We start from the raw sequence: 18627 nt of genomic DNA on the forward strand, positions 1-18627 counted from the left end.
GGGCCTACCCCCCCAATCTCAGAAAAGTAGTTCTACTCTTCTTCATCCAAATCCGTAAATACTTGGAGCAAGATTGCGGCTTGAACCTCCTCTCTAACAACATCCATTTCTGCGGAAGCTCCAGCTTTGAATGAGTCACGAAGTGAGATATGCGTTTCAAAGGTTCCCACTCGCGAGGCAATTTTGGTCATTTGCCTTAAAGCCATATGATGACGATCATAGTCACCGGCTCTCACCATCTGCGGAAGCATTTCAATCACAGGAGACATAGGCACGCCTTGTTCAGCGGCTTTGTAAGCGGCTATCTGTCCAAGCACACCGCAGAGAAAGCCGATATCAGGCGCAATGCGTATAGCAAATCGGCGGGCCCGTTGTGCTGTAGTGGATTGGTTTGCTTGCTGCTTAACCTCTCCCTCGTGCTTTCGAATGAACGCCAGGAGCCAATGCTCGATTTCGATAAGTGTTCGCCCTGTGCACCACATTGAAACCAATGTTTTGAGTGCTCTCAATATTCTTTTAGAAGAAGCCCTAGGTTTTGTTGTATTCGTGTAAGAACGACCAAAAACGGACTCAAGAGCTGTTTGTCTGACGAAAATTGTTAAATCTAAGGGATGGTCAGCAACTATATCCAGTAGCCAGTTGATCCAGTGCTCTGTCGCCGTCTTTTCAACTGGCGCTGTATCAAACGCCGCAACCAATCTTTCAATCAGCTTTGGTGGAACACCATTACGGATAGCAATTTCCCGTTGCCAATCGAGAACGAGGGGGTCTTCCAGTTGTTCCTCAGCAGCCTTGAGAGCTATTCGACGATGTTCGAGCCACTGGTCAGCTCGCAAAGCATTAGTTTCCCTACGCCGAAAAAAACCTAATGAGCGGCAAACGATATCGTCGAAGCCGCTCTCTCCTGTTGTGGTGACAGCAGACATACGCCGGATAATTGACTGCACTTTAGGATCCGAATTAGCGGATATTTCGATCCGGTCAAGAAGTAACTCTATCGGATCATATATCTCTTCACAGGCATCCTGTTCCGAGAAAATGATCTTCATAATTCCATCCGACGGAAGGGAGAGGTTATCCATTTCCACACAGATAGGTGTTGCAGGAACAACGATTGCCAAGCCGGTTGCGGCATACGCCGCGCGACCAGCCCTCCCGAGCGCATTAAGTATCTCGTGAGGACGTAAGTCCGCACGAGGGTTCCCGCTGGGATCATCAACCGCACTTCTATCGGTTCCAGCAAGAATCACAACATCACACGGCAGATTAAGTCCCTGCGCAATTGTGGATGTTGCGGCGACCACATCAAGTCCCTGGTCCTCGCTATCAGTGTCCCTACGAGCCCGAAAAAGGCTTTCAGTCAGCCGTCGTTCCAATGGTAGCAAGTCACCATGATGAACTGCAGCTCTGCACCCCATAGGGTCAAATGTAGCTTCGGCCGCTCCAATATCCCTAATAACTGATTTACGCATTTCCTCCTGCGCCACATCCAGAGCGATGGTGGCTGGTGCCAGTAGTTCATTGATCTGGCCTGCAACGCTCCCGCACGCTTTGGAATCGTTGCAGAAGACGATCACCCGCTTTCCTATGGCCGCATAGTCTGCCGCGATTCGCGCAGCGACTTCATTTCTGTTTGATGTCAATTTTCCTTTGACATTTTTAAGAAGCGACGGTTTTTGATCCGTGAGGGCCTGTATTACTAGCTTCTCTGGCCTTTTAGGATGCCATCCAGAAATCAGGGAAAAGAGTCCAAGAGGTTGTGCGGGAACCCGATTCCTTGCTGCTTTGGTCTTTGCCTTTGATGCAACTTGTACGGCCTCACGCACGTCAGAGCGGTCATAGATGACGCAAGAACGAAGCTGTCGCGTTGGCTTCCAAGGATCGTCGAACGACTCAACCTCCCTTCCCGTTACAGACCGCAACCAACGTGCGATTTCTGCGCCGTTAGAGACCATAGCTGACAGCAGTAGTAGATCAGCTCTCTTACGATGGCGGAGAAACGTCAGGAGTGCCAACATCGAATCAATGGCTCGTGTACTAATTTTCGATGAAGTAGCGGGATCATCTGCACTAATGAGATGAAACTCATCGAAGACAAGGAGACCGACCTTGTCAAAAAGCTCAGGTGCGAAACCAAGGAGGGCAAGGCAACGTTCAGGAGTCATGACAGAGAATGGTGGCAGCTTTTCCCCAAGCTCTTCGAGCGCAACGTCTTCAACGACGCTCACCACCTCTAACTCGCCGATTTGTGCGGAGAGATCGGTCTCGACTTGATCGACGAGCGCGTGAGTAGGAGCTAGATAAACAACGCTCTCACCCGAACATAAAGTTGCTGCGATTTTTAGTACGGATAGCGTAGTTTTGCCCGAACCAGTCGGTGACGTCATCACCATAGACCTGCCACGGTTCAGATATCCTGTCCCGATAGCTTTTAAATGATTGATCCACAGAAATGGACGGGAATGTGTCTGAGACAGGAGCCAGTCAGCCCATGTCTTCGGTTGCGCACCTGATGGTGCTGGCAGGCGAATCAGCATCGCAGCCTGCACTCCATCAACAAGCCGGCTCAACAAAGTGGCCAAATGATGCGGACCGGCAAACTGATGATGAACTTTCCCTTCCAACGCTGCGTTGATCTCTACCTCTGAGGCCTCCGACAGGTGAAGAACACGCTTGAGTCTTGAACGAATATCAGTGTCGGGCACAGCGCTTCCACGCGCCTCCTGTCCAAGCCCCTGAACTACATAAGCACATTCCCTTAAAAGAAGGTCAGTGGCTACTTCTCGGCTATCACGCGTTGCGATGGTGTCTTCGCCAAGATCACGCTCTATCAATGTCGTGAGATTACCAGTTGCCAATTCCCGAAGGCTCAGGATCAGTGAACGTCGTACTGCCCGACGTTCACCCTTCGCCCGGAGCTGACTAGCGACTTCCGCTGCGTCTGCTGCCCGACCAGCAACCAGGAATAAAAGCGTCGCTGAAATTGACGATCCTATTGCATCACTTGAAACAACGGTTGGGCGATCCATTGCGGTCTCGCGAACGCGGCTCAATATTTGATGAGCGCTCGCGGCGACAAAAGCCGTGGCGCGCGTTTGCTCTGGTCGAAGATTGAGTACAACATAGGCTTCGAAGGTCGAAGCAAGGCGTCGAACCTGGTCGAGTACATCGCTTATGGCCTCAGGTTCGCCTTCGCGAGACAGAAGCCGTACAGTCGCTAGTTCTATGTGTGCAGCCGTCAACAGTTCGTCTAGAGTTTCAGGAGCGAGGCCGGGCAAATCAGGGGCCTGTCGCAGGAGCGCGCGGGAACTAGGGTCAAACATTGGCGATCTCCTCGACTTTGGCAGCCACCTCTCCGGCGAGAAGATCCAAACCCATACGCACATCTTCGAAGGCCAACACACCAGCCGTGCGAGCTTCAAGTTCACCACCAGCCGCAGTTTTGAAACCGGCTATGATATGCAAAAAATTCCCAGCTCTGCGCTGATCTTCACCAGTCGCTACAGCAACTCTGAACTCGCGAGCGCCTTCCCAGAAAATTTTATCCACAGCCTCTTCTGCGTCGATACTTGGAACACTCCTAAGCAAAGTTACGAGGTCGGCGAGGATCTCATCATCGCGATCGCCGCTCCGAATTGTTCTTATTTCAGGCCACACGCTAGAGGTTATAAGATTGCGCGGTGTTTTCGAAGCCTTGTCCTCACAGAGCACAATTCGTTTGATCTCACACACTTTCTCATCTAGCTCGATGATAAAACCGTCAAAGCCTTTATCCGCCTGTCGAACGTGAGGTGACGTCATATAGCCGTCCGAAAGTTCTAGCCGAGCGGCAATCCAGGAAATATGCTGAAATAGAAGTCCATCCCGGTGAATAATAGATGTGTTAATCCGCTTTCTTGCTGCCTCCTTCTGTGCTTCGGTTCCTGACTGAAGTAGCTCGACGTCTTCAGCACGCGGAGCCGTCAGTTTTCTCACGACATTCTCAGCCACCCTGCCTTTCGAAATCCGCCGTCGCGGCTCTAGAGCATCAATTACTCTCTGAGCATTTTCTTCCTGCCGTAAATATAAATAGGCAATCACTTCAATCAGCTTAGCTCGACTTTTATTACTGATTGTCCATTCTGAAAACTCGCACTCTGCAGTTAAGGCCTGATTGAAGGTTATTGGCATCCTATTTTTTCACCTGCAATAGAAGTAATTAATTATAATTTCAGCATGAGAAATTTTTATGAAAACATGTTTGATTCAAAATGCTTACGTAAGGAAAACTGGCTTTTTAATTGCATCCGATCACCTTGGTGTAGCTGCACCAATCGATCTTGCAACCAAAGCCACAAGTCAATACAAAAATATAATAAACGAAATACTTCCTTGTGTCTCTGCCACGCGAATCGCTTTGCACAATATTCGCTAGCCAAGAATGAAAACGTGATACCGACTTTTGCCTAACACATCAAGCTGAAATCCGTCCTCGAACTCTGCTCTGTAAATTAAGGCGTGTGGCGAGGACGAACATCTCAACGCGCACCAAACAGCGAGTCGCGAAAATCATGCTAGGTCACAAAATGTCCTTAGCTTGATAGTAATGTTAACAGCATGATTATCAGCCGAATACGGCGAAAACCAGATTCAGCAGCTAAGAAATTTAAATGGGAATATGGTAGCTTGGGGGCTACAGTTAAGGAGGAACTATGGACTCGTTTTCCAGGCGACAGGGTTATTCAAGACCTGACGCAGAAATCAGCATCAGACACGAAGCGCCAGAATCGCTCAGAGCGACGATCGTGCCTATCGCCTACCGATCTGGCTTCGCCCCCAGCGAACTTCATCATAGGTTGTGCGGCATCCTTTATAAAACTCCAGATAAGAGCAACTGGGCAGAGTATCCGAATATTGATGACGAAGTCAGAATCCTGATGGACGAGCTTGAATGGTTCGAGGTCTACGATTTCATTGAGCATTTAGCTGAAAAGTCTCTTTACAAGGGCGGTGACTTTTCGGGAGAAGTTAACAGCTATTTTAGGGTGGCCGGCATCGGTTGGCAGCTTCTCGATCAAAAGATTCAAATGCGAGGTACTGAAGCCTTCGAGATAGCAGTGAAAGAAGGACAACTACTACTCTCCCAGCAGCATCGCACGACCGCAGCATATGAGCTACACAAGGCTCTGCAGGATCTATCACGCAGGCCTCAACCTGAAATTAGTGGAGCGATCCAGCATGCGATGGCTACTCTGGAATGCGTGGCGCGAAACGTTATAGGGAGTAAGAACACGCTTGGTCAATTGATCCAGCGAAATCCCGGGCTTTTTCCCAAGCCTGTAGATCAGATCGTAGAGAAGGCATGGGCCTACTCCTCCAACTTCGGCAGGCATCTCATGGAAAAAAAGCCCCCTGAGCTTGAAGAAGCGGAATTGATGGTTGGGGTGAGTGGAGTGCTATGTCGATATTTAGCGCGTCGTACAGGTAATTCAACCTTATGAGTACAGCACGTCACTATGGGAACGGCATTCGACTATTTATCGGGGAACGGATAGAACACGCCTCGGATCGCGATGTCTTGGTCACCGTTTGCGATATTCTAGAAAAGGGCACTGGATGGGCCTACATATTCGCCAACTTCAACGTTAACGGGCGTCAGGTTGATGTTGCAGTCTTTTCCGCCACAACTACTCTCGTTATTGAAGCTAAGGGATACACACTGCCCATCAAGGGAGGTGTGAACGGCCGCTGGACGCAAGTCGGACCGTACGGTAGCCGAAAGCTACGCAACGGGTACACTCAAGCGTTGGATGCCAAAAATGCATTGCGTGATTCAATGGTCGAGTTATTCGGCACTCTTTCCGGGTATCCCAACGCCTTATTAGCCATTACGCCAGCGATTCCATCTGGCTCCTCATTACCACCGAGTGACTTCAAGGTGAAATCTGGCGGACTGGATGCGATCAAGATTGCTCTCGGTTCAATATCAGGAGCCTTGCTAAGTGAAGATCAATGCCAAGCACTCGCAGCCCATTTAAACCTTGAAGGCGTATCGGGAATAGATGCAGCAATTGATGAAACTGTGCTCATATCGGAGCGAACAGTGGCTTGTTATGAATCCGCTTTCTTGGAGTATCATGGGCCAACTGGTGCACGACTGTTACAAGACCAATACCTCCTTGATGACAAACTGATTTCGGCATCAAATATTCTAAAGAAGGCGATGTCATCGCAATCTGCGCTTCTGATCAGGGGGCCATCAGGATGTGGAAAGTCCTTGCTGAGTGCACGTATCGCCACAGAATGTATGCAGGCTGGTTTACTGCCAATCCACATCCAAGGCAAAGACTTCGAGTGCAAGCTTCAGAAAATAATTGATGCCGAGCTTATGTTACTCGGCGCTTCCGTGCGCGATGTGCTGAGAGCAAGTCGTCTCCTTGTAAGGCATATTGTCCTGTTTATTGATGGCTACAACGAATGCCCAGAGCATTTGCAAATTGCTTTGACACGCAGTATTCAAGCGTTTTCACTACGCTATGGTGCCGGCGTCGTTATCACCTCACAAGGTGCATTGGCTAGACAAGAGCTTTTGCCCGTCGAAGAGATTCAAGTCCGCCCGCCGCAACATGCACTGAAGTCACAGATCGCAAAACTTAGCCAAGAAGATGAAAACTTCATGAACTGCCAAGCCCTACTTAAGATAGCACTCTCTGGGCTTGAAGCGGAACTCATTGGGCAGGCGGCCACATCTTTGCCTGCCGGGGCAAGTACGTTTGTTCTATTCGACACGGTCGCCAGGATGCGCCTAGGCAGTTTCGCAACTGCGGGAATTAGGGCTCTTTCCGGGTTTGCAGAAGAACTAATCTCTCAAACTGCGTTTAGTATGTCCATTCGAGAGTTCGACAGATTTTGCGATGCAACAAGCGTGACAGACACAACTCGGCACGCGATCCTTGACTCACGGCTTGTGCTACAGCGCGGTCACAGACTTAGTTTCTCTCATGAAATGTTTTTCTATGCCTTCATAGCGGAATCTGCGATTCGTGTAGCTTGCACAGACTCTGAGCGTGTGCAAGCTTTTCTACGATCTCCACGATTCACTGGTTCTAAGACTCTTATTGTCGGCGCGATGGAAGACGATTCGACGCTGAGGGATATTTTGGAGAAGACAACTGATCGGGGCATCCTCGAGTCTTGCGTGCGGGGAGAGTGTGGAGATACCGCGAGACGTATTGTAAAAGCAAAGCTCGATGTGATAATTGCCGAAATGATCGCAGAGATTTCTGAACTGCGCTTCCTACTAAATGGCGAGGGATGGCATAGCTGTTCAATTGAAACTGGAGTTAATCGGCCAATCCTCTCGAAATTCGAAGTTTTTCTTCCCGCTATCGGCTGGCTTTTAATGCAGGGTGTCTACTTAGAGCAAATCATGACAGCATGTCGCGTCATGGACGAGAAAATTGCCGAAGCCAATCGAGATCTCTATGAAGAAGCAATAGCCAAAAAGGTGCAACTTCGGCACGAGACATTTAGCCAAGCCTATGTGTTTAATCGTAAGATAGCGCTTTCGCAGCTTGTGTCCTTCGTCCATAGTGGCGGCCTTAGTTTTCGCCATAGCCCAGGGGGTAAATTTAGTGAAGCTTTGAAAAAATCATGGAAGGAAGCGAGCACGCATAGCGAACTCTACGTCATTCTCGGAATCACCAAGTTCACGAAGCAAGCATCATGGGCAGCGCCATGTGTGTTGAATCTTCTTAAACATCTGAAAAGCTTGCCCTACCACCTCCAGCTAGACACGATAGACTTTTGTGTCCACTTAAATAATGTGGATGATTCCGTCAAGGCAAAGATGATCTTGGCACTAGAAGATTCCATAGACAAATTGGGCATATTTATGAACTCTTTGATTTTGGATGCGCTTAAGGGTTTAGGTGGACTAGATGCCGAAGAGGAAAACTACAGAGCGGTGGTCTTAAAAGAGCTCGAAAGTGTGTTCTCCGAGTCAGGAACGCAGTCCGAGACGCGAGCATGGAATATCTTCTCTCGACAATTCGATCACCCCTATGACAGCATTTATTGGGAAGAGATAAACAATCTCGCCAGGGATCAGAAACAGGAGTTCCTCTTCAAGTCACTCAAAGGGGCGAGTACCGAGTATGTTTTGTTTGTCAGTACTCTAATTAGTCAGCTCGCAAAATTCGGTGACCCAGCAGTTTCCGAGGCTATTGAACCATGGCTTACGTTGCCAGCCAAAAGGTCGGTCATGCCGCAAGATGCTGTCGAAGTTTTTTTTGCAGCGCACGAAGCGATGGGGATTTTGGGCCTTCCACTTCCTACCAATACGACATCACCTGTCGATATCGATGAAGCTATGCAGGCCTGCGGGGAGTTAACTTACTGGGCTTACAAGCTGAACAATAGTGAACTCGAGTCCTCGCCTCAGACTCTTAATGCGCGGACTACGTTACTGACTTACTCAGCTACGGCAAGTGCCGGAGCACTATGGTCTTCAACATCACGAATGTTGTCTACGGATGGTGCAAGAGTTAACGTTGCAACGCGCTATCCGAAAACAGCCCTGGCTATCTGCCGTGATGCATTGACCAACCATAAGTCGCAGAAAACGTACCACGAACACGGGTTAATGAATGATCGGGCGAGCATAGCTTCCTTTTCCATTCAAGTGATTGGGCAATTTGGTGACGCCGATGACCTGCAACGTTTACGCAGCCTTTGCGACGAAGAGGAGCTAGGTCATGAAGCACTCAACGCGATCCAGAAGATTGAAGACCGTATTCGTTATTTGAAGTAGATGCGTCAGCTTTGAATGCCGAAAAATTATAAAATTCAATGCGCTAGTCCGGTTCTCTTTGTCCACAATTATCGAGAGGCGGTTGATAGTGGATAGGTTTACTCGGTGTATCAGCGAAAGCGAACCTAATACACAATCAATTTTTCAGGAGTACAGATGGAAGTAACCCGGTTTTCGGTGAATTCAAATCTAGGTCTCTCTTCCTCAAGACAAATTCAGATACGCTCGGCGATACATTATTTTGAACAAGCTTTTCTCAAAGGTGAAATATCGAGTTCGATAAAGGCCTTCTGTAGCATATATTGGGGCAGGTTCATTTATTCACCAAGTTTCTCCCCAAACTCAAACAGAGCTTGCTTTGAAGCGTGCGAGGCGCACGAATGTGTATCCATAGTGTAAGAACCAGGACAAAAATTTTTTACTAAGGTGAAGGCGTGGCAATCTTTGACATTGAAAAGGACGAATTACTTCGGCTCTCCGATACTCAGTTAGAAGAGCTGATAGCTCGGCTAGCAGAAGCTGAAGTGGCAATACATGGTCATAGCCCTGCATGTGTAAATTGGTCTGGTTCAATTACAGCCCCTGACGGAGGAATTGACATCCATGTTCAGGTTCCAGTTGATCAACTGAAAGCAGGCTTTCTTGTAAGACCTGATACAGTCTTTCAGGCAAAGAAACATAAGATGCCTAAGGCTGCAATTGAGAGGGAAATTGGCACCAGCAAAGCACTTTCTCCCATCATTTCTGAACAAGCCAGAAACCAAGGCAGTTACATCATTGTCAGCCTGGGTGATGATTGCTCGCCGTCAGGAAAGAAGGATCGTCTCAAAGCGATGAGGGATGCAGTAAAAGATGCTCCTAACGAAAGTTATCTTCATCTTGATTTCTACGACCGCTCCAAACTCATCCAATGGTTGCGCCAACATCCATCAGTCATGCTGTGGGTAAAAGCAAAGCTTGGGCAAGGGTATTCCGGTTGGCAACCCTACGGAGCCTGGAGCAATCCACCACAAGGTGTTACAGACACTTTAATCTCAGCCCCAGGCGTAACCACTACTTTACCATCGGGAAAGGGGCAAAAACTCAAAATTGATGAAGCAATTAACCCAATGCGAGCACTGATCCGTTCGACGAATAAGGCTGTTCGTATTACAGGATTGTCTGGTGTTGGGAAGACTCGAATCGTTCAGGCGCTCTTTGATGATACTGTTGGAACGGATGCGCTTGACCGGACAGTAGCTATTTATGTTGATACTGGCTATGAGCCAGTACCGTCGGCTACAGCAATGCTTGATATCGGGACGAACGACGAAAGGTAAGCGTGCTCAAACCCGTGCGGTAAAAGGTATCGACGGAGATGTAAAGCTCAATCGCGCTCTATGGGTGATGGCTGAAAATATGCTGCAGCTTGCCTCATGAACCTTTTTATTATCCCTTCCCTCAGGCCTTGCCAATAAACCGGCGAGGCTTTTTGTTTTAAGGAGCAAATATGTCTGTATTCAATTTATCCCCGGTATTTCCTGCAAATGAGCAGCAAGTTATTCGGCGAGCATTACGATTGCTGGAAAAATACCAGCGTCAGCCGAGTAAGCCATTTACCTCCACCAGCTTCACCCAAACCTGGCTTCAGTTACAGATGGCTCATCAGGAGCGTGAAGTTTTTATCGTGATGTATCTCGACAACCAGCACTGTTTGCTGGAGCGAGAAATACTTTTTACTGGCACGCTCAGCCATACAGAGGTACATCCCCGCGAAGTTGTTAAATTGGCCCTCAAGTACAATGCCGCAGCGGTCATCCTTGCTCATAACCATCCGTCCGGTACGACGGAAATCAGCCAGCAGGACAAACATATTACTCAGCGGATCGTGAAAGCCTTGGCACTGGTGGAAGTGCGCGTGCTGGATCATCTCGTTGTTGGAAACGAAGTGGTCTCTTTTGCCGAGCAGGGTTTGCTTTAAACGGGGGTATTCATGTCATTAACACCATCTCAGGAATGGGGGCTACAAAGCGATATCACCCCACGGTTTGGAGCAAGGTTGATTCAGGAGGGTAATCGGCTGCATTACCTGGCTGACAGGGCTGGGTTGACGGGGGGCTTTACCCCGGAGCAACTGCAGAAATTGGATCAGACTTTCCCGCTGTTTATAGATCAACTGGAATCAATGCTGCGTTCCGGTGAGCTAAATCCACAGCAGCAACATCAGGTGATCATTCATCTTACGGGTTTAACCTGCATAGCTGATACTCGTGGCAGCTGCGGCTACGTTTACCTCACTGTTTATCCAACCGATTAACACCTTCTCTTTTCTACTTTTATCAGGAGTCATTTATGCACATTTCAACTGTACCGGCCACGGTGCCGGTTTCGTCACGTCTGTCTCCTGTGCAGATTTGGCAGCAACTGCTAACGTATCTGCTGGAGCACCATTACGGACTGACGCTTAACGACACGCCATTCCATGACAACACGGCCATTGAGGAGTATATCGACGCAGGAATAACGCTTGCCGATGCGGTGAATTTTCTAGTGAAACGTTATGAACTGGTACGCATCGACCGGAAGTGAATTTCATGGCAGGATCATACGCCATTCCTCAGCGTTACCGATATTCTCAGAGCAAGGCGAGCTACAGGGATAATGAGCACTTAAATAGTGTCAGTCTCCTTCCCTATCTCTCTTCCTTTTACTCATCAAAATAGGGTGAAAAAACTTTTAGGCACCTATATAGGCACCAGCGAAAAGTTGAACTAGTAGTTACCAAAGTAAATTCAATGAATTACATAACCAATTCAGACTCCGCCAGCCCACCAAATTATCTTCTAAGGACGTCCAAAGAAGACCTAAAAACCTGCTAACTCAATGAGTTGCGGGCTTTTCAGGGCTGGCGTAGTCTGATGTCACCTAATTAAATCCAGTCATCTTAGGTACTTTTTTACCGAATTTCTAAGCTGCCTACGTGGCAGTGAACTGTTTGTTGGCTATGAAGAGCAAATATACGATTTTCTAAGCTGCCTATGCGGCAGTGAACAATAGCATTATTATAAAAAAATGAGCTAAAGCAAGGTGCTAGCAAGGTTTAACCACTTTTACCTTATAAAAGATACCAATAAATAACCCATTTTTTTTATTGGAATTTTTAAAAAGAGAAAAATAAAGGGTATAACCTTTGAATATACTTAGCTTAAAGCCAAAGTTCGACGTTCAAGCTATATTCACAATAACTACCTACCCAATTATCTTTTAGTTGTAAAATACAGGTACTGCAAAGGTGATGTCACAATATCCAACGCTAATGTTACTGGCAGTAATACTCGAGCAGATCTTGGACCAAAAAAATTCTGCTTATATTGGTAAAACTCAACTTTGAATGGGTGATAGAATTGCATTAAATAGGTTATATCTTGCTCTTTATTTTTTTTATGTATAGTACCGACTAAATTTTGTATTAATATTGAACACATCTTTGTATTATCATTACATGAAAAACCGTATTTTATGATTGCCATTTTATCCTTTTCTTCAGTGCAATGATAATTAAGTTCCATTCTTCCCGAAAACTCTTTTCTTTTTGGATCAATAACAAATTGAGCTTGTTGTTCAACGATAATTCTGTCTCGGAATATAACCGGATCTTTCAACATACTTACCATATTATCAACGCCACTACTCAGTAAGTAGTCAAAATTTTCCCCAACAAATACCCACCCAGTATTTCCATTAATATCATTCGCTAACGAAAGAGCGATAATAGTATCTGAACCCCAATTAGATTTCTGATATTCCGGATCACGGCCAGTAGTATATAATAAACCAAATGAGAAACAGCCTGATAGTATAGAACAAATAAGTGAAATACTTATTAATCTAACCATGGTTAATTTGATATTGTACCTTTTAAACATAGAGAAAATCCTTTTATTCAAATCAAAAATTATTAATTTTATAAGCGAATACCTACCTATAACATACTAGTCATTTAATCTGAGTACGCCATATGACTAAATCCTAAAAATAAATAACACTTATTAAATACTATAAAATACGTAATTTTAAATTCCGCCATCTCCATAATCAAAAATATTTTAACGAAGAGATAAATCAGAAAATGAGTCATCATTTATAATTTATTTATCTTCATTCTATTGTCCATTTTCTTTAAAATGACAATGTGATGATAAAAAAACAAACTAACCAATCACTGCACGTAAACGGCTTAAGATAATGAGAATATAAATGTTACATCAGCACTCAACATCAAAATCAGAATTAAACTTAGACTCAGCTGACCATAAAGAAATAGACTCTTTTATTACATCACCTTCTCTTTATACTGTAATTAGTGCTTATAATAACCAATTAGCCCATATTCCTATCGAAATAGAAAAACTCTCTCAGCTTCAGATGCTTGATTTAGGGAATAATAAAATCAACCATATTATTGATGAGATAGGAAAATTAAAAGAATTACAATTTCTTTATCTCAATGATAATAACCTTGAGAAATTACAATATGCATTATCAGAACTCAGCAATCTATTATATTTAAATGCAACTGATAATAACTTAAAATAAATCCTTAAAAGCTATATTGCTTTAAAATCGATAAAAGAATTACGGCTTTATAATAACAAAGTTACTAATATATCAGGTGTTATATCAAATTTAAGCAATGCTCGTGAAATCTATTTAATGAAGAATAGAAAACTAAGAGACAATGGATGCATTGTTTTTATATAAATATTTTAAAGCATTAAAGCTCTAACTTTTACACTAGAGCCTATTAAGAATAACTTGATATAAAATACCGCAAGTGATTTAAAGAGTAATAATCTTTAAGCCTATCGTTGTTGCTTTTCCACCCACTCTCACTCGGCTAATTGTATTTTCTGTTGAATCAATAATAACGTGAATAAGAGAGGAGCATTGCATTGCACGCCCTTGCTCTAATAGAAAATGTGTTTTATGAGGGAAAACATGCTTAACAAGATAACAGCCTAAAGCGCCACTAGAACTCCCTGTTGCAGACTCTTCATTGATACCATATAAAGGCGCAAAGTTGCGACAATGAGCGGTAATTTCCTTATCTTGGCTAAGCTCAAAAACATGAAAGCCGATAGTATTAAATTCACGACTTAGATTTGCTATTGCATCAAAATTAGGTTTTAGCGTATCTAATTGCCCAAATGGCACAGGGATCAGAATATCGGGTAGTCCTGTTGAAAATATCTCAATGGGTAAGCCTGTTTCTAAGATAACTTCGCGATTTATTCCCAGCGCAGCAGCCACAGCATCGACACTTGGAGCTTGTCGTGAAACAGGTAGTGTTTGCTCCATAACAACATTTTCAGTATCAATCGCTACGCTTAAAATACCTGCTTTCGTTTTTTGTGTGTAATTGCCGGAAGCCAATAAGTTGAGTGAAGATAAAGTGAAAAAGACCGCTAATGTAGCATGACCACAGAAATCAACTTCTCCTTCAGGAGTAAAAAAATCAACCTTAAAATCAGTCTCTTCACCTTGATAAACAAATGCCGTTTCAGAAAAGCCAACTTCTTTAGCGATAGCAATTTTCTGTTCATCACTTAATTGAGGGGGATTAAGTACTACGCCAGCAGGATTACCACCTTTATTGTTTCGAGTAAATGAGTTTATAAGGTGTACTTTGATCTCATGCTCTACTGAGCGTATAACTGCATTTTGCATATTTTTCCCGCATTGCTTCAAATAGCATTAAATTTGTGTGTAAAAATAGAGTGTTCTAAATCTATCTTATATAACTCTATTTAAATATCTTGTTTTTTTAGTGTTAGATAAGATACCCATTAATTAGGGCAAACTTCCGATACGCTATCTAACCCTTGCGCTCTTTGTTCAAATATGACGCTTTTCTTATCGCCCTCTCGGATAATCTTTAAGATATAGATACTATCGAAATCACTCCTTTTCCATTTAGGGATTAATTTAGGATCTCCACCCTCTTGTTTCATGATATCTCGTGCAACTTTGACTAAGTTGTCGTGCTCCCATGCAATAAAAATAACTGAATTTTCATATTGCTGACTGAGCAGATCTTCGCGTAACTCTTTTATCTCTTTAGCATGATATTGAAGATGGATAGGCAATGAGGTTTTAATGGCGAGAGGCGAAATCGTTTGAAGTGAACGTAATGAATTACCTAATTTACTTTGTTTAGGTGCGGCTGCAAATAATGCATCAGGTTTGCCAAATTGATTTATAAGCACATCAGGTAGGGCTAATGCTCTATTTAATCCTTTACAGGTCAACTGCCCACTATCATTATCAGGTTTTTCACCATGTCTTATAAAGACAAGTGTTTGATCGGAATACGCCATATGACTAAATCCTAAAATAAATATGCTCAAAAATATAAATACACTGCGCATACAGCGTTACCTTTAAGTCGATTGAGTATAAGAAATATGGGATGTTAAAAAACATCTAACATTAACCATAAACTCACCTGTTTTAAGTCACCCAGTCTATCATAACCAAAAGTATTTCAGAGGTGAGCGAGTCTTAGATAGCGTGCATCTAGTCACTCTTATAATCTCTTTACCTTTATTCTACCTTCTAAACATCTCAAGATTAATTAACAAATATTAAAATCAATCAAACAATTGTTAACGGAAAATAAAGGATCTCTTTAATTTTTCATTACTTTCCGTCTAGTTTTATAAAGTTGAATGAAACTTAAATACTAAGCACATTTAGATAAAAAAAGGGAGGAGATCTCTTTTTAACAATAAAAATAGTGTGTTAAAAATCAATGCAAGCCTTTTTATCTCCCTTTATTTAGTTTAATGACTAAAGTTCTGTCACTGCTTACCGATACTGTTTGTTCTTAAATAAGTTACCAATACTTATTAATTATTATTTATCCAGGGTTAAACATGTTCTTTAAAAACTTTAAAATTCGTATAAAGTTAACTATCGCATTTACAACTTTTGTGATGTTAATTATGTTGGGTTCCAGTTTCGCATTAATGGGTTTAAACAGTGCGAATCAAGATATTCATGATGTTGTTGATGATATTTACCCCGCCACCGTCAGAGCCAATTTGCTGATCAATAATTTCAATGAGTTTATTATATTCCAGCAACTCACTATGCTTGATGAGCAAGGAAGCCTAGCGGCTGAGCAAGAGAGCAAAAAAGCAGAGATCACCGCTAAAGTTGCACAATTGCTGAAAGAGTTAGACGAAACCACACATGATGCTGAGTCAAAAAAAATCTTAGCTGAAGTTTATGATATTCGTCAGCAATATATAACCTCTCAAAACTTTGTGGTGAAGGCATTTAATGAAAATAACAGACACGCCGCAGTCAATGAACTGATCACAAAAACTTCCGCTATTCAGTTAGAGTATCGCGATAAGATATTAGAATTTATCGAATTACAAAATCAAAAGATGGAAGAAGCAGGCGATGCTGTTGAACGTGATTTTATTGAAAAAAGGATATTTTTAGTATTATTAACGCTTGTCAGTATTGTTGTCGGCAGTATTTTGGGGTGGTTTATTACTAAAGGTATTACTCTCCCATTAGAGAAAGCAATCAACTTTGCAAAAGCCATTGCAAATGGGGATTTAACACAAGAAGTGAATACTGATTATCATGATGAAGCGGGGATATTATTACAAGCCCTTGCAGAAATGAAAATGCATCTATTAGATGTTGTGCAAAATGTACAAAATGGCGCTGAAAATATTTCGTCAGCGGCAGAGCAAATTACTGCTGGTAGCCAAAACTTAGCGGCAAGAACAGAAGAACAAGCAACATCAGTAGAAGAAACCGCAAGCTCAATGGAGCAAATGACCTCAACTGTTAAAAACACCGCAGATCATACACATGATGCGATTAATGTCGCTGAAAAAACTGAAATTGCCGTACACCATAATGGCGAAATGATGCTTCAGCTAACTGAAAAAATGCGAGCAATTAATAGCTCATCATCTCAAATGACAGATATCATTAACTTAATTGATGCCATTGCTTTCCAAACAAATATTCTTGCACTAAATGCTGCTGTAGAAGCCGCAAGAGCGGGTGAACACGGTAAAGGTTTTGCTGTTGTTGCTGGCGAAGTCAGACTCTTGGCACAAAAAAGTGCAGACTCCGCTAATGATATACGTACTCTTATCGATAATTCATCAACTCAAACACAAGAAGGAATGGAATTAGTTGAGCAAGCTGGCTCACAAATTCAAAAAATGATCACGGATGTTGAAGAGATCAGCGCATTATTACGAGAAATTGGGCAAGCAAGTAATGAGCAAAGCGATGGTATATCGCAAATCAATAATGCTATTAGTCAGCTTGATTCAACAACTCAGCAGAATGCGGGATTAGTAGAAGAATCCGTAGCCGCTGCAAGCTCACTTAATGAACAAGCGCTTAATCTGAATAAATTAGTGAATTACTTCCAGATCAGTCGCCCCTAATTCACTTTTGCATTAACTTATATATCAAGGCCACTCGATAAGATAAAAGAGTGGTCTTAAAAATAACGCTTGCTGGCTAAAAAAGGAACCTAGCTCACACTTTGGTTCTTTTTTTTATCTGTAACAACGCTGGTAATAAAATGTAAACAATTTTACCAATATCAGACAAACTGTTTGTATTTGCCAATTTATTTCAGAGGTAATGGACAGCGTCAAATGTTAAATCCTAAAACATTGCTAACATAATCGCTGATTTCCGTTATCAAAACAGGGCTATTTAATGACGAAAATAATCTTTTCACTATTTATGTTCCCATAATAATCTCAGGGTAATATCACTTATTGTGAGACAAGATTATAGAGCTTAAAACAGACAGCAATACACTCACTCGCTAAAGAAAACATTTCGCTAGAGATTATTACGTAGTTAAAACAAAAATAATTATCGACAAACTCACTTTTTAGTCACCTATTTTCCCTTCTATATTTGTATGACAATTATCAAGGTGAAATTAATACCTCATCGAAAAATGAGGCAATAACTTCAAAAATATTTCACTTCCTACCTTTGTTCTATAACAGTCAATTTAAACACTTTAAAAAAAACAAAAAATATCCTTAAATAAATATTTTTCTATTATTAGAAATAATTTATTTCATACATTTCTGAAATGTAAAAAAGAACAAAAATAAGATTTTCACTTTTACCGATACGATCAAGATCACTTTACCTATACCTTTAGTTACATAAAGTTAGAAAGAACTATTCTCATCTACTATTTATCTCACTCATTATATTTTCATTATCTAGCTGATTTGTATTACAATTAATATTAGTGAAAAACCTAGCAACTGCACGACTATAGAGCTGAAAAGAAGTCAATCATTGATGATAAAAACATATTTTAATTTATTTAAACATTTATTATAAAAATATCAAATTTGTATAATTAAAATTATTTAATTAAATTTTAAATAAAAAAATAAATATTAAAGAATTATATTTCCATAGAAAACAAAAATATCTACTGACTAAAATAAAGAAAAACCATGATATTTTAAAGATTAAAAAAAATCGATGAAAAATGAAAAGCAGAAAAAAAACAAAATAAACTAAAATGTAAAAAACCACAAAAAAAACCAATGATAGATATTAAAAATAAAATAAAACTAAAAATTAAAAATAAGAAAGAAAAAACAAAAGAAATAAAACAATAAAAACTAAAATCAATTAAAAAAATAAATTTTAGAATACTTAAATATTAAAATAAAAAATTTTCAGTCTGTTTGTTAATAGAATGAGCACCAAAATAATTCATTAATTTAATTAATGTATATTTTAATCATTGATAGCTATTTTTATCATCAAAA

General features: G+C 42.3%; 11 protein-coding genes and 3 pseudogenes. 9 read left to right on the forward strand and 5 right to left on the reverse strand.

The features are described from left to right. Positions 1-32: 32 nt before the first annotated feature. Positions 33-3323 carry a DEAD/DEAH box helicase gene (locus ABN236_RS15520; RefSeq protein WP_349474359.1) on the reverse strand — a complete coding sequence of 1097 codons (3291 nt, stop codon included), beginning with the start codon at positions 3321-3323 and terminating at the stop codon, positions 33-35. Beyond that, positions 3316-4170 carry a hypothetical protein gene (locus tag ABN236_RS15525; RefSeq protein WP_349474360.1) on the reverse strand — a complete coding sequence of 285 codons (855 nt, stop codon included), beginning with the start codon at positions 4168-4170 and terminating at the stop codon, positions 3316-3318. Before ABN236_RS15525 ends, ABN236_RS15520 begins: the two co-directional genes overlap by 8 nt. A gap of 521 nt (positions 4171-4691) precedes the next feature. On the opposite strand from ABN236_RS15525, the gene ABN236_RS15530 reads away from it, so the two are divergent. From ABN236_RS15530 to ABN236_RS15560, 7 genes and pseudogenes are all read left to right on the forward strand, one after another. Then, positions 4692-5480, forward strand: a complete 789-nt coding sequence (locus ABN236_RS15530; RefSeq protein ID WP_349474361.1) for an AbiJ-NTD4 domain-containing protein — start codon at positions 4692-4694, stop codon at positions 5478-5480. Next, positions 5477-8791: an NERD domain-containing protein gene (locus tag ABN236_RS15535; RefSeq protein ID WP_349474362.1), complete on the forward strand. Its 3315-nt coding sequence runs from the start codon at positions 5477-5479 to the stop codon at positions 8789-8791. Before ABN236_RS15530 ends, ABN236_RS15535 begins: the two co-directional genes overlap by 4 nt. Before the next feature lie 434 nt (positions 8792-9225). Then, positions 9226-10086: pseudogene (locus ABN236_RS15540) on the forward strand (hypothetical protein); the annotation flags it as partial. Further along, positions 10061-10210: pseudogene (locus ABN236_RS15545) on the forward strand (DUF932 domain-containing protein); the annotation flags it as partial. The pseudogenes ABN236_RS15540 and ABN236_RS15545, both read left to right, overlap by 26 nt. A 70-nt stretch (positions 10211-10280) precedes the next feature. Then, on the forward strand, positions 10281-10751 hold the full coding sequence (radC, locus tag ABN236_RS15550; protein ID WP_349474363.1) for a RadC family protein: 471 nt from the start codon (positions 10281-10283) through the stop codon (positions 10749-10751). A gap of 12 nt (positions 10752-10763) precedes the next feature. Further along, positions 10764-11087 carry a type IV toxin-antitoxin system YeeU family antitoxin gene (locus tag ABN236_RS15555; protein ID WP_239174454.1) on the forward strand — a complete coding sequence of 108 codons (324 nt, stop codon included), beginning with the start codon at positions 10764-10766 and terminating at the stop codon, positions 11085-11087. 35 nt (positions 11088-11122) lie between these two features. Next, a pseudogene (locus ABN236_RS15560) lies at positions 11123-11443 on the forward strand (TA system toxin CbtA family protein). 584 nt (positions 11444-12027) lie between these two features. On the opposite strand, the gene ABN236_RS15565 reads toward ABN236_RS15560, so the two are convergent. After that, complete coding sequence (locus tag ABN236_RS15565) at positions 12028-12696, reverse strand: YidX family protein (protein WP_349474364.1); 669 nt, start codon at positions 12694-12696, stop codon at positions 12028-12030. Between the two features lie 331 nt (positions 12697-13027). On the opposite strand from ABN236_RS15565, the gene ABN236_RS15570 reads away from it, so the two are divergent. Next, positions 13028-13366, forward strand: a complete 339-nt coding sequence (locus ABN236_RS15570) for a leucine-rich repeat domain-containing protein (RefSeq protein WP_349474365.1) — start codon at positions 13028-13030, stop codon at positions 13364-13366. 243 nt (positions 13367-13609) lie between these two features. Here the strand turns inward: ABN236_RS15570 and ABN236_RS15575 are convergent, their stop codons facing one another. Continuing rightward, positions 13610-14497 (reverse strand): PhzF family phenazine biosynthesis protein, encoded by an 888-nt coding sequence (locus ABN236_RS15575; RefSeq protein ID WP_349474366.1) that lies wholly within the window; start codon positions 14495-14497, stop codon positions 13610-13612. Between the two features lie 119 nt (positions 14498-14616). After that, positions 14617-15198, reverse strand: a complete 582-nt coding sequence (locus tag ABN236_RS15580) for a histidine phosphatase family protein (RefSeq protein WP_349474367.1) — start codon at positions 15196-15198, stop codon at positions 14617-14619. Positions 15199-15705: 507 nt separating this feature from the next. Here ABN236_RS15580 and ABN236_RS15585 point away from each other — a divergent pair. Beyond that, a complete protein-coding gene (locus tag ABN236_RS15585) occupies positions 15706-17256 on the forward strand; it encodes a methyl-accepting chemotaxis protein (protein WP_349474368.1) in 1551 nt (516 codons plus the stop codon). Positions 17257-18627: the final 1371 nt, after the last annotated feature.

The sequence above is a fragment of the Proteus sp. fly-1013 genome (genome assembly GCF_040140245.1).
GTDB lineage: Bacteria > Pseudomonadota > Gammaproteobacteria > Enterobacterales > Enterobacteriaceae > Proteus > Proteus mirabilis_B.

Bases quoted from the DNA above. Each gene is read 5' to 3' on its own strand.
- ABN236_RS15535 (WP_349474362.1), top strand. From the start codon at position 5,477: ATGAGTACAGCACGTCACTATGGGAACGGCATTCGACTATTTATCGGG.
- ABN236_RS15565 (WP_349474364.1), bottom strand. From the start codon at position 12,696: ATGTTTAAAAGGTACAATATCAAATTAACCATGGTTAGATTAATAAGT.
- ABN236_RS15520 (WP_349474359.1), bottom strand. From the start codon at position 3,323: ATGTTTGACCCTAGTTCCCGCGCGCTCCTGCGACAGGCCCCTGATTTG.
- ABN236_RS15580 (WP_349474367.1), bottom strand. From the start codon at position 15,198: ATGCGCAGTGTATTTATATTTTTGAGCATATTTATTTTAGGATTTAGT.
- ABN236_RS15525 (WP_349474360.1), bottom strand. From the start codon at position 4,170: ATGCCAATAACCTTCAATCAGGCCTTAACTGCAGAGTGCGAGTTTTCA.
- radC (WP_349474363.1), top strand. From the start codon at position 10,281: ATGTCTGTATTCAATTTATCCCCGGTATTTCCTGCAAATGAGCAGCAA.
- ABN236_RS15570 (WP_349474365.1), top strand. From the start codon at position 13,028: ATGTTACATCAGCACTCAACATCAAAATCAGAATTAAACTTAGACTCA.
- ABN236_RS15575 (WP_349474366.1), bottom strand. From the start codon at position 14,497: ATGCAAAATGCAGTTATACGCTCAGTAGAGCATGAGATCAAAGTACAC.
- ABN236_RS15555 (WP_239174454.1), top strand. From the start codon at position 10,764: ATGTCATTAACACCATCTCAGGAATGGGGGCTACAAAGCGATATCACC.
- ABN236_RS15530 (WP_349474361.1), top strand. From the start codon at position 4,692: ATGGACTCGTTTTCCAGGCGACAGGGTTATTCAAGACCTGACGCAGAA.
- ABN236_RS15585 (WP_349474368.1), top strand. From the start codon at position 15,706: ATGTTCTTTAAAAACTTTAAAATTCGTATAAAGTTAACTATCGCATTT.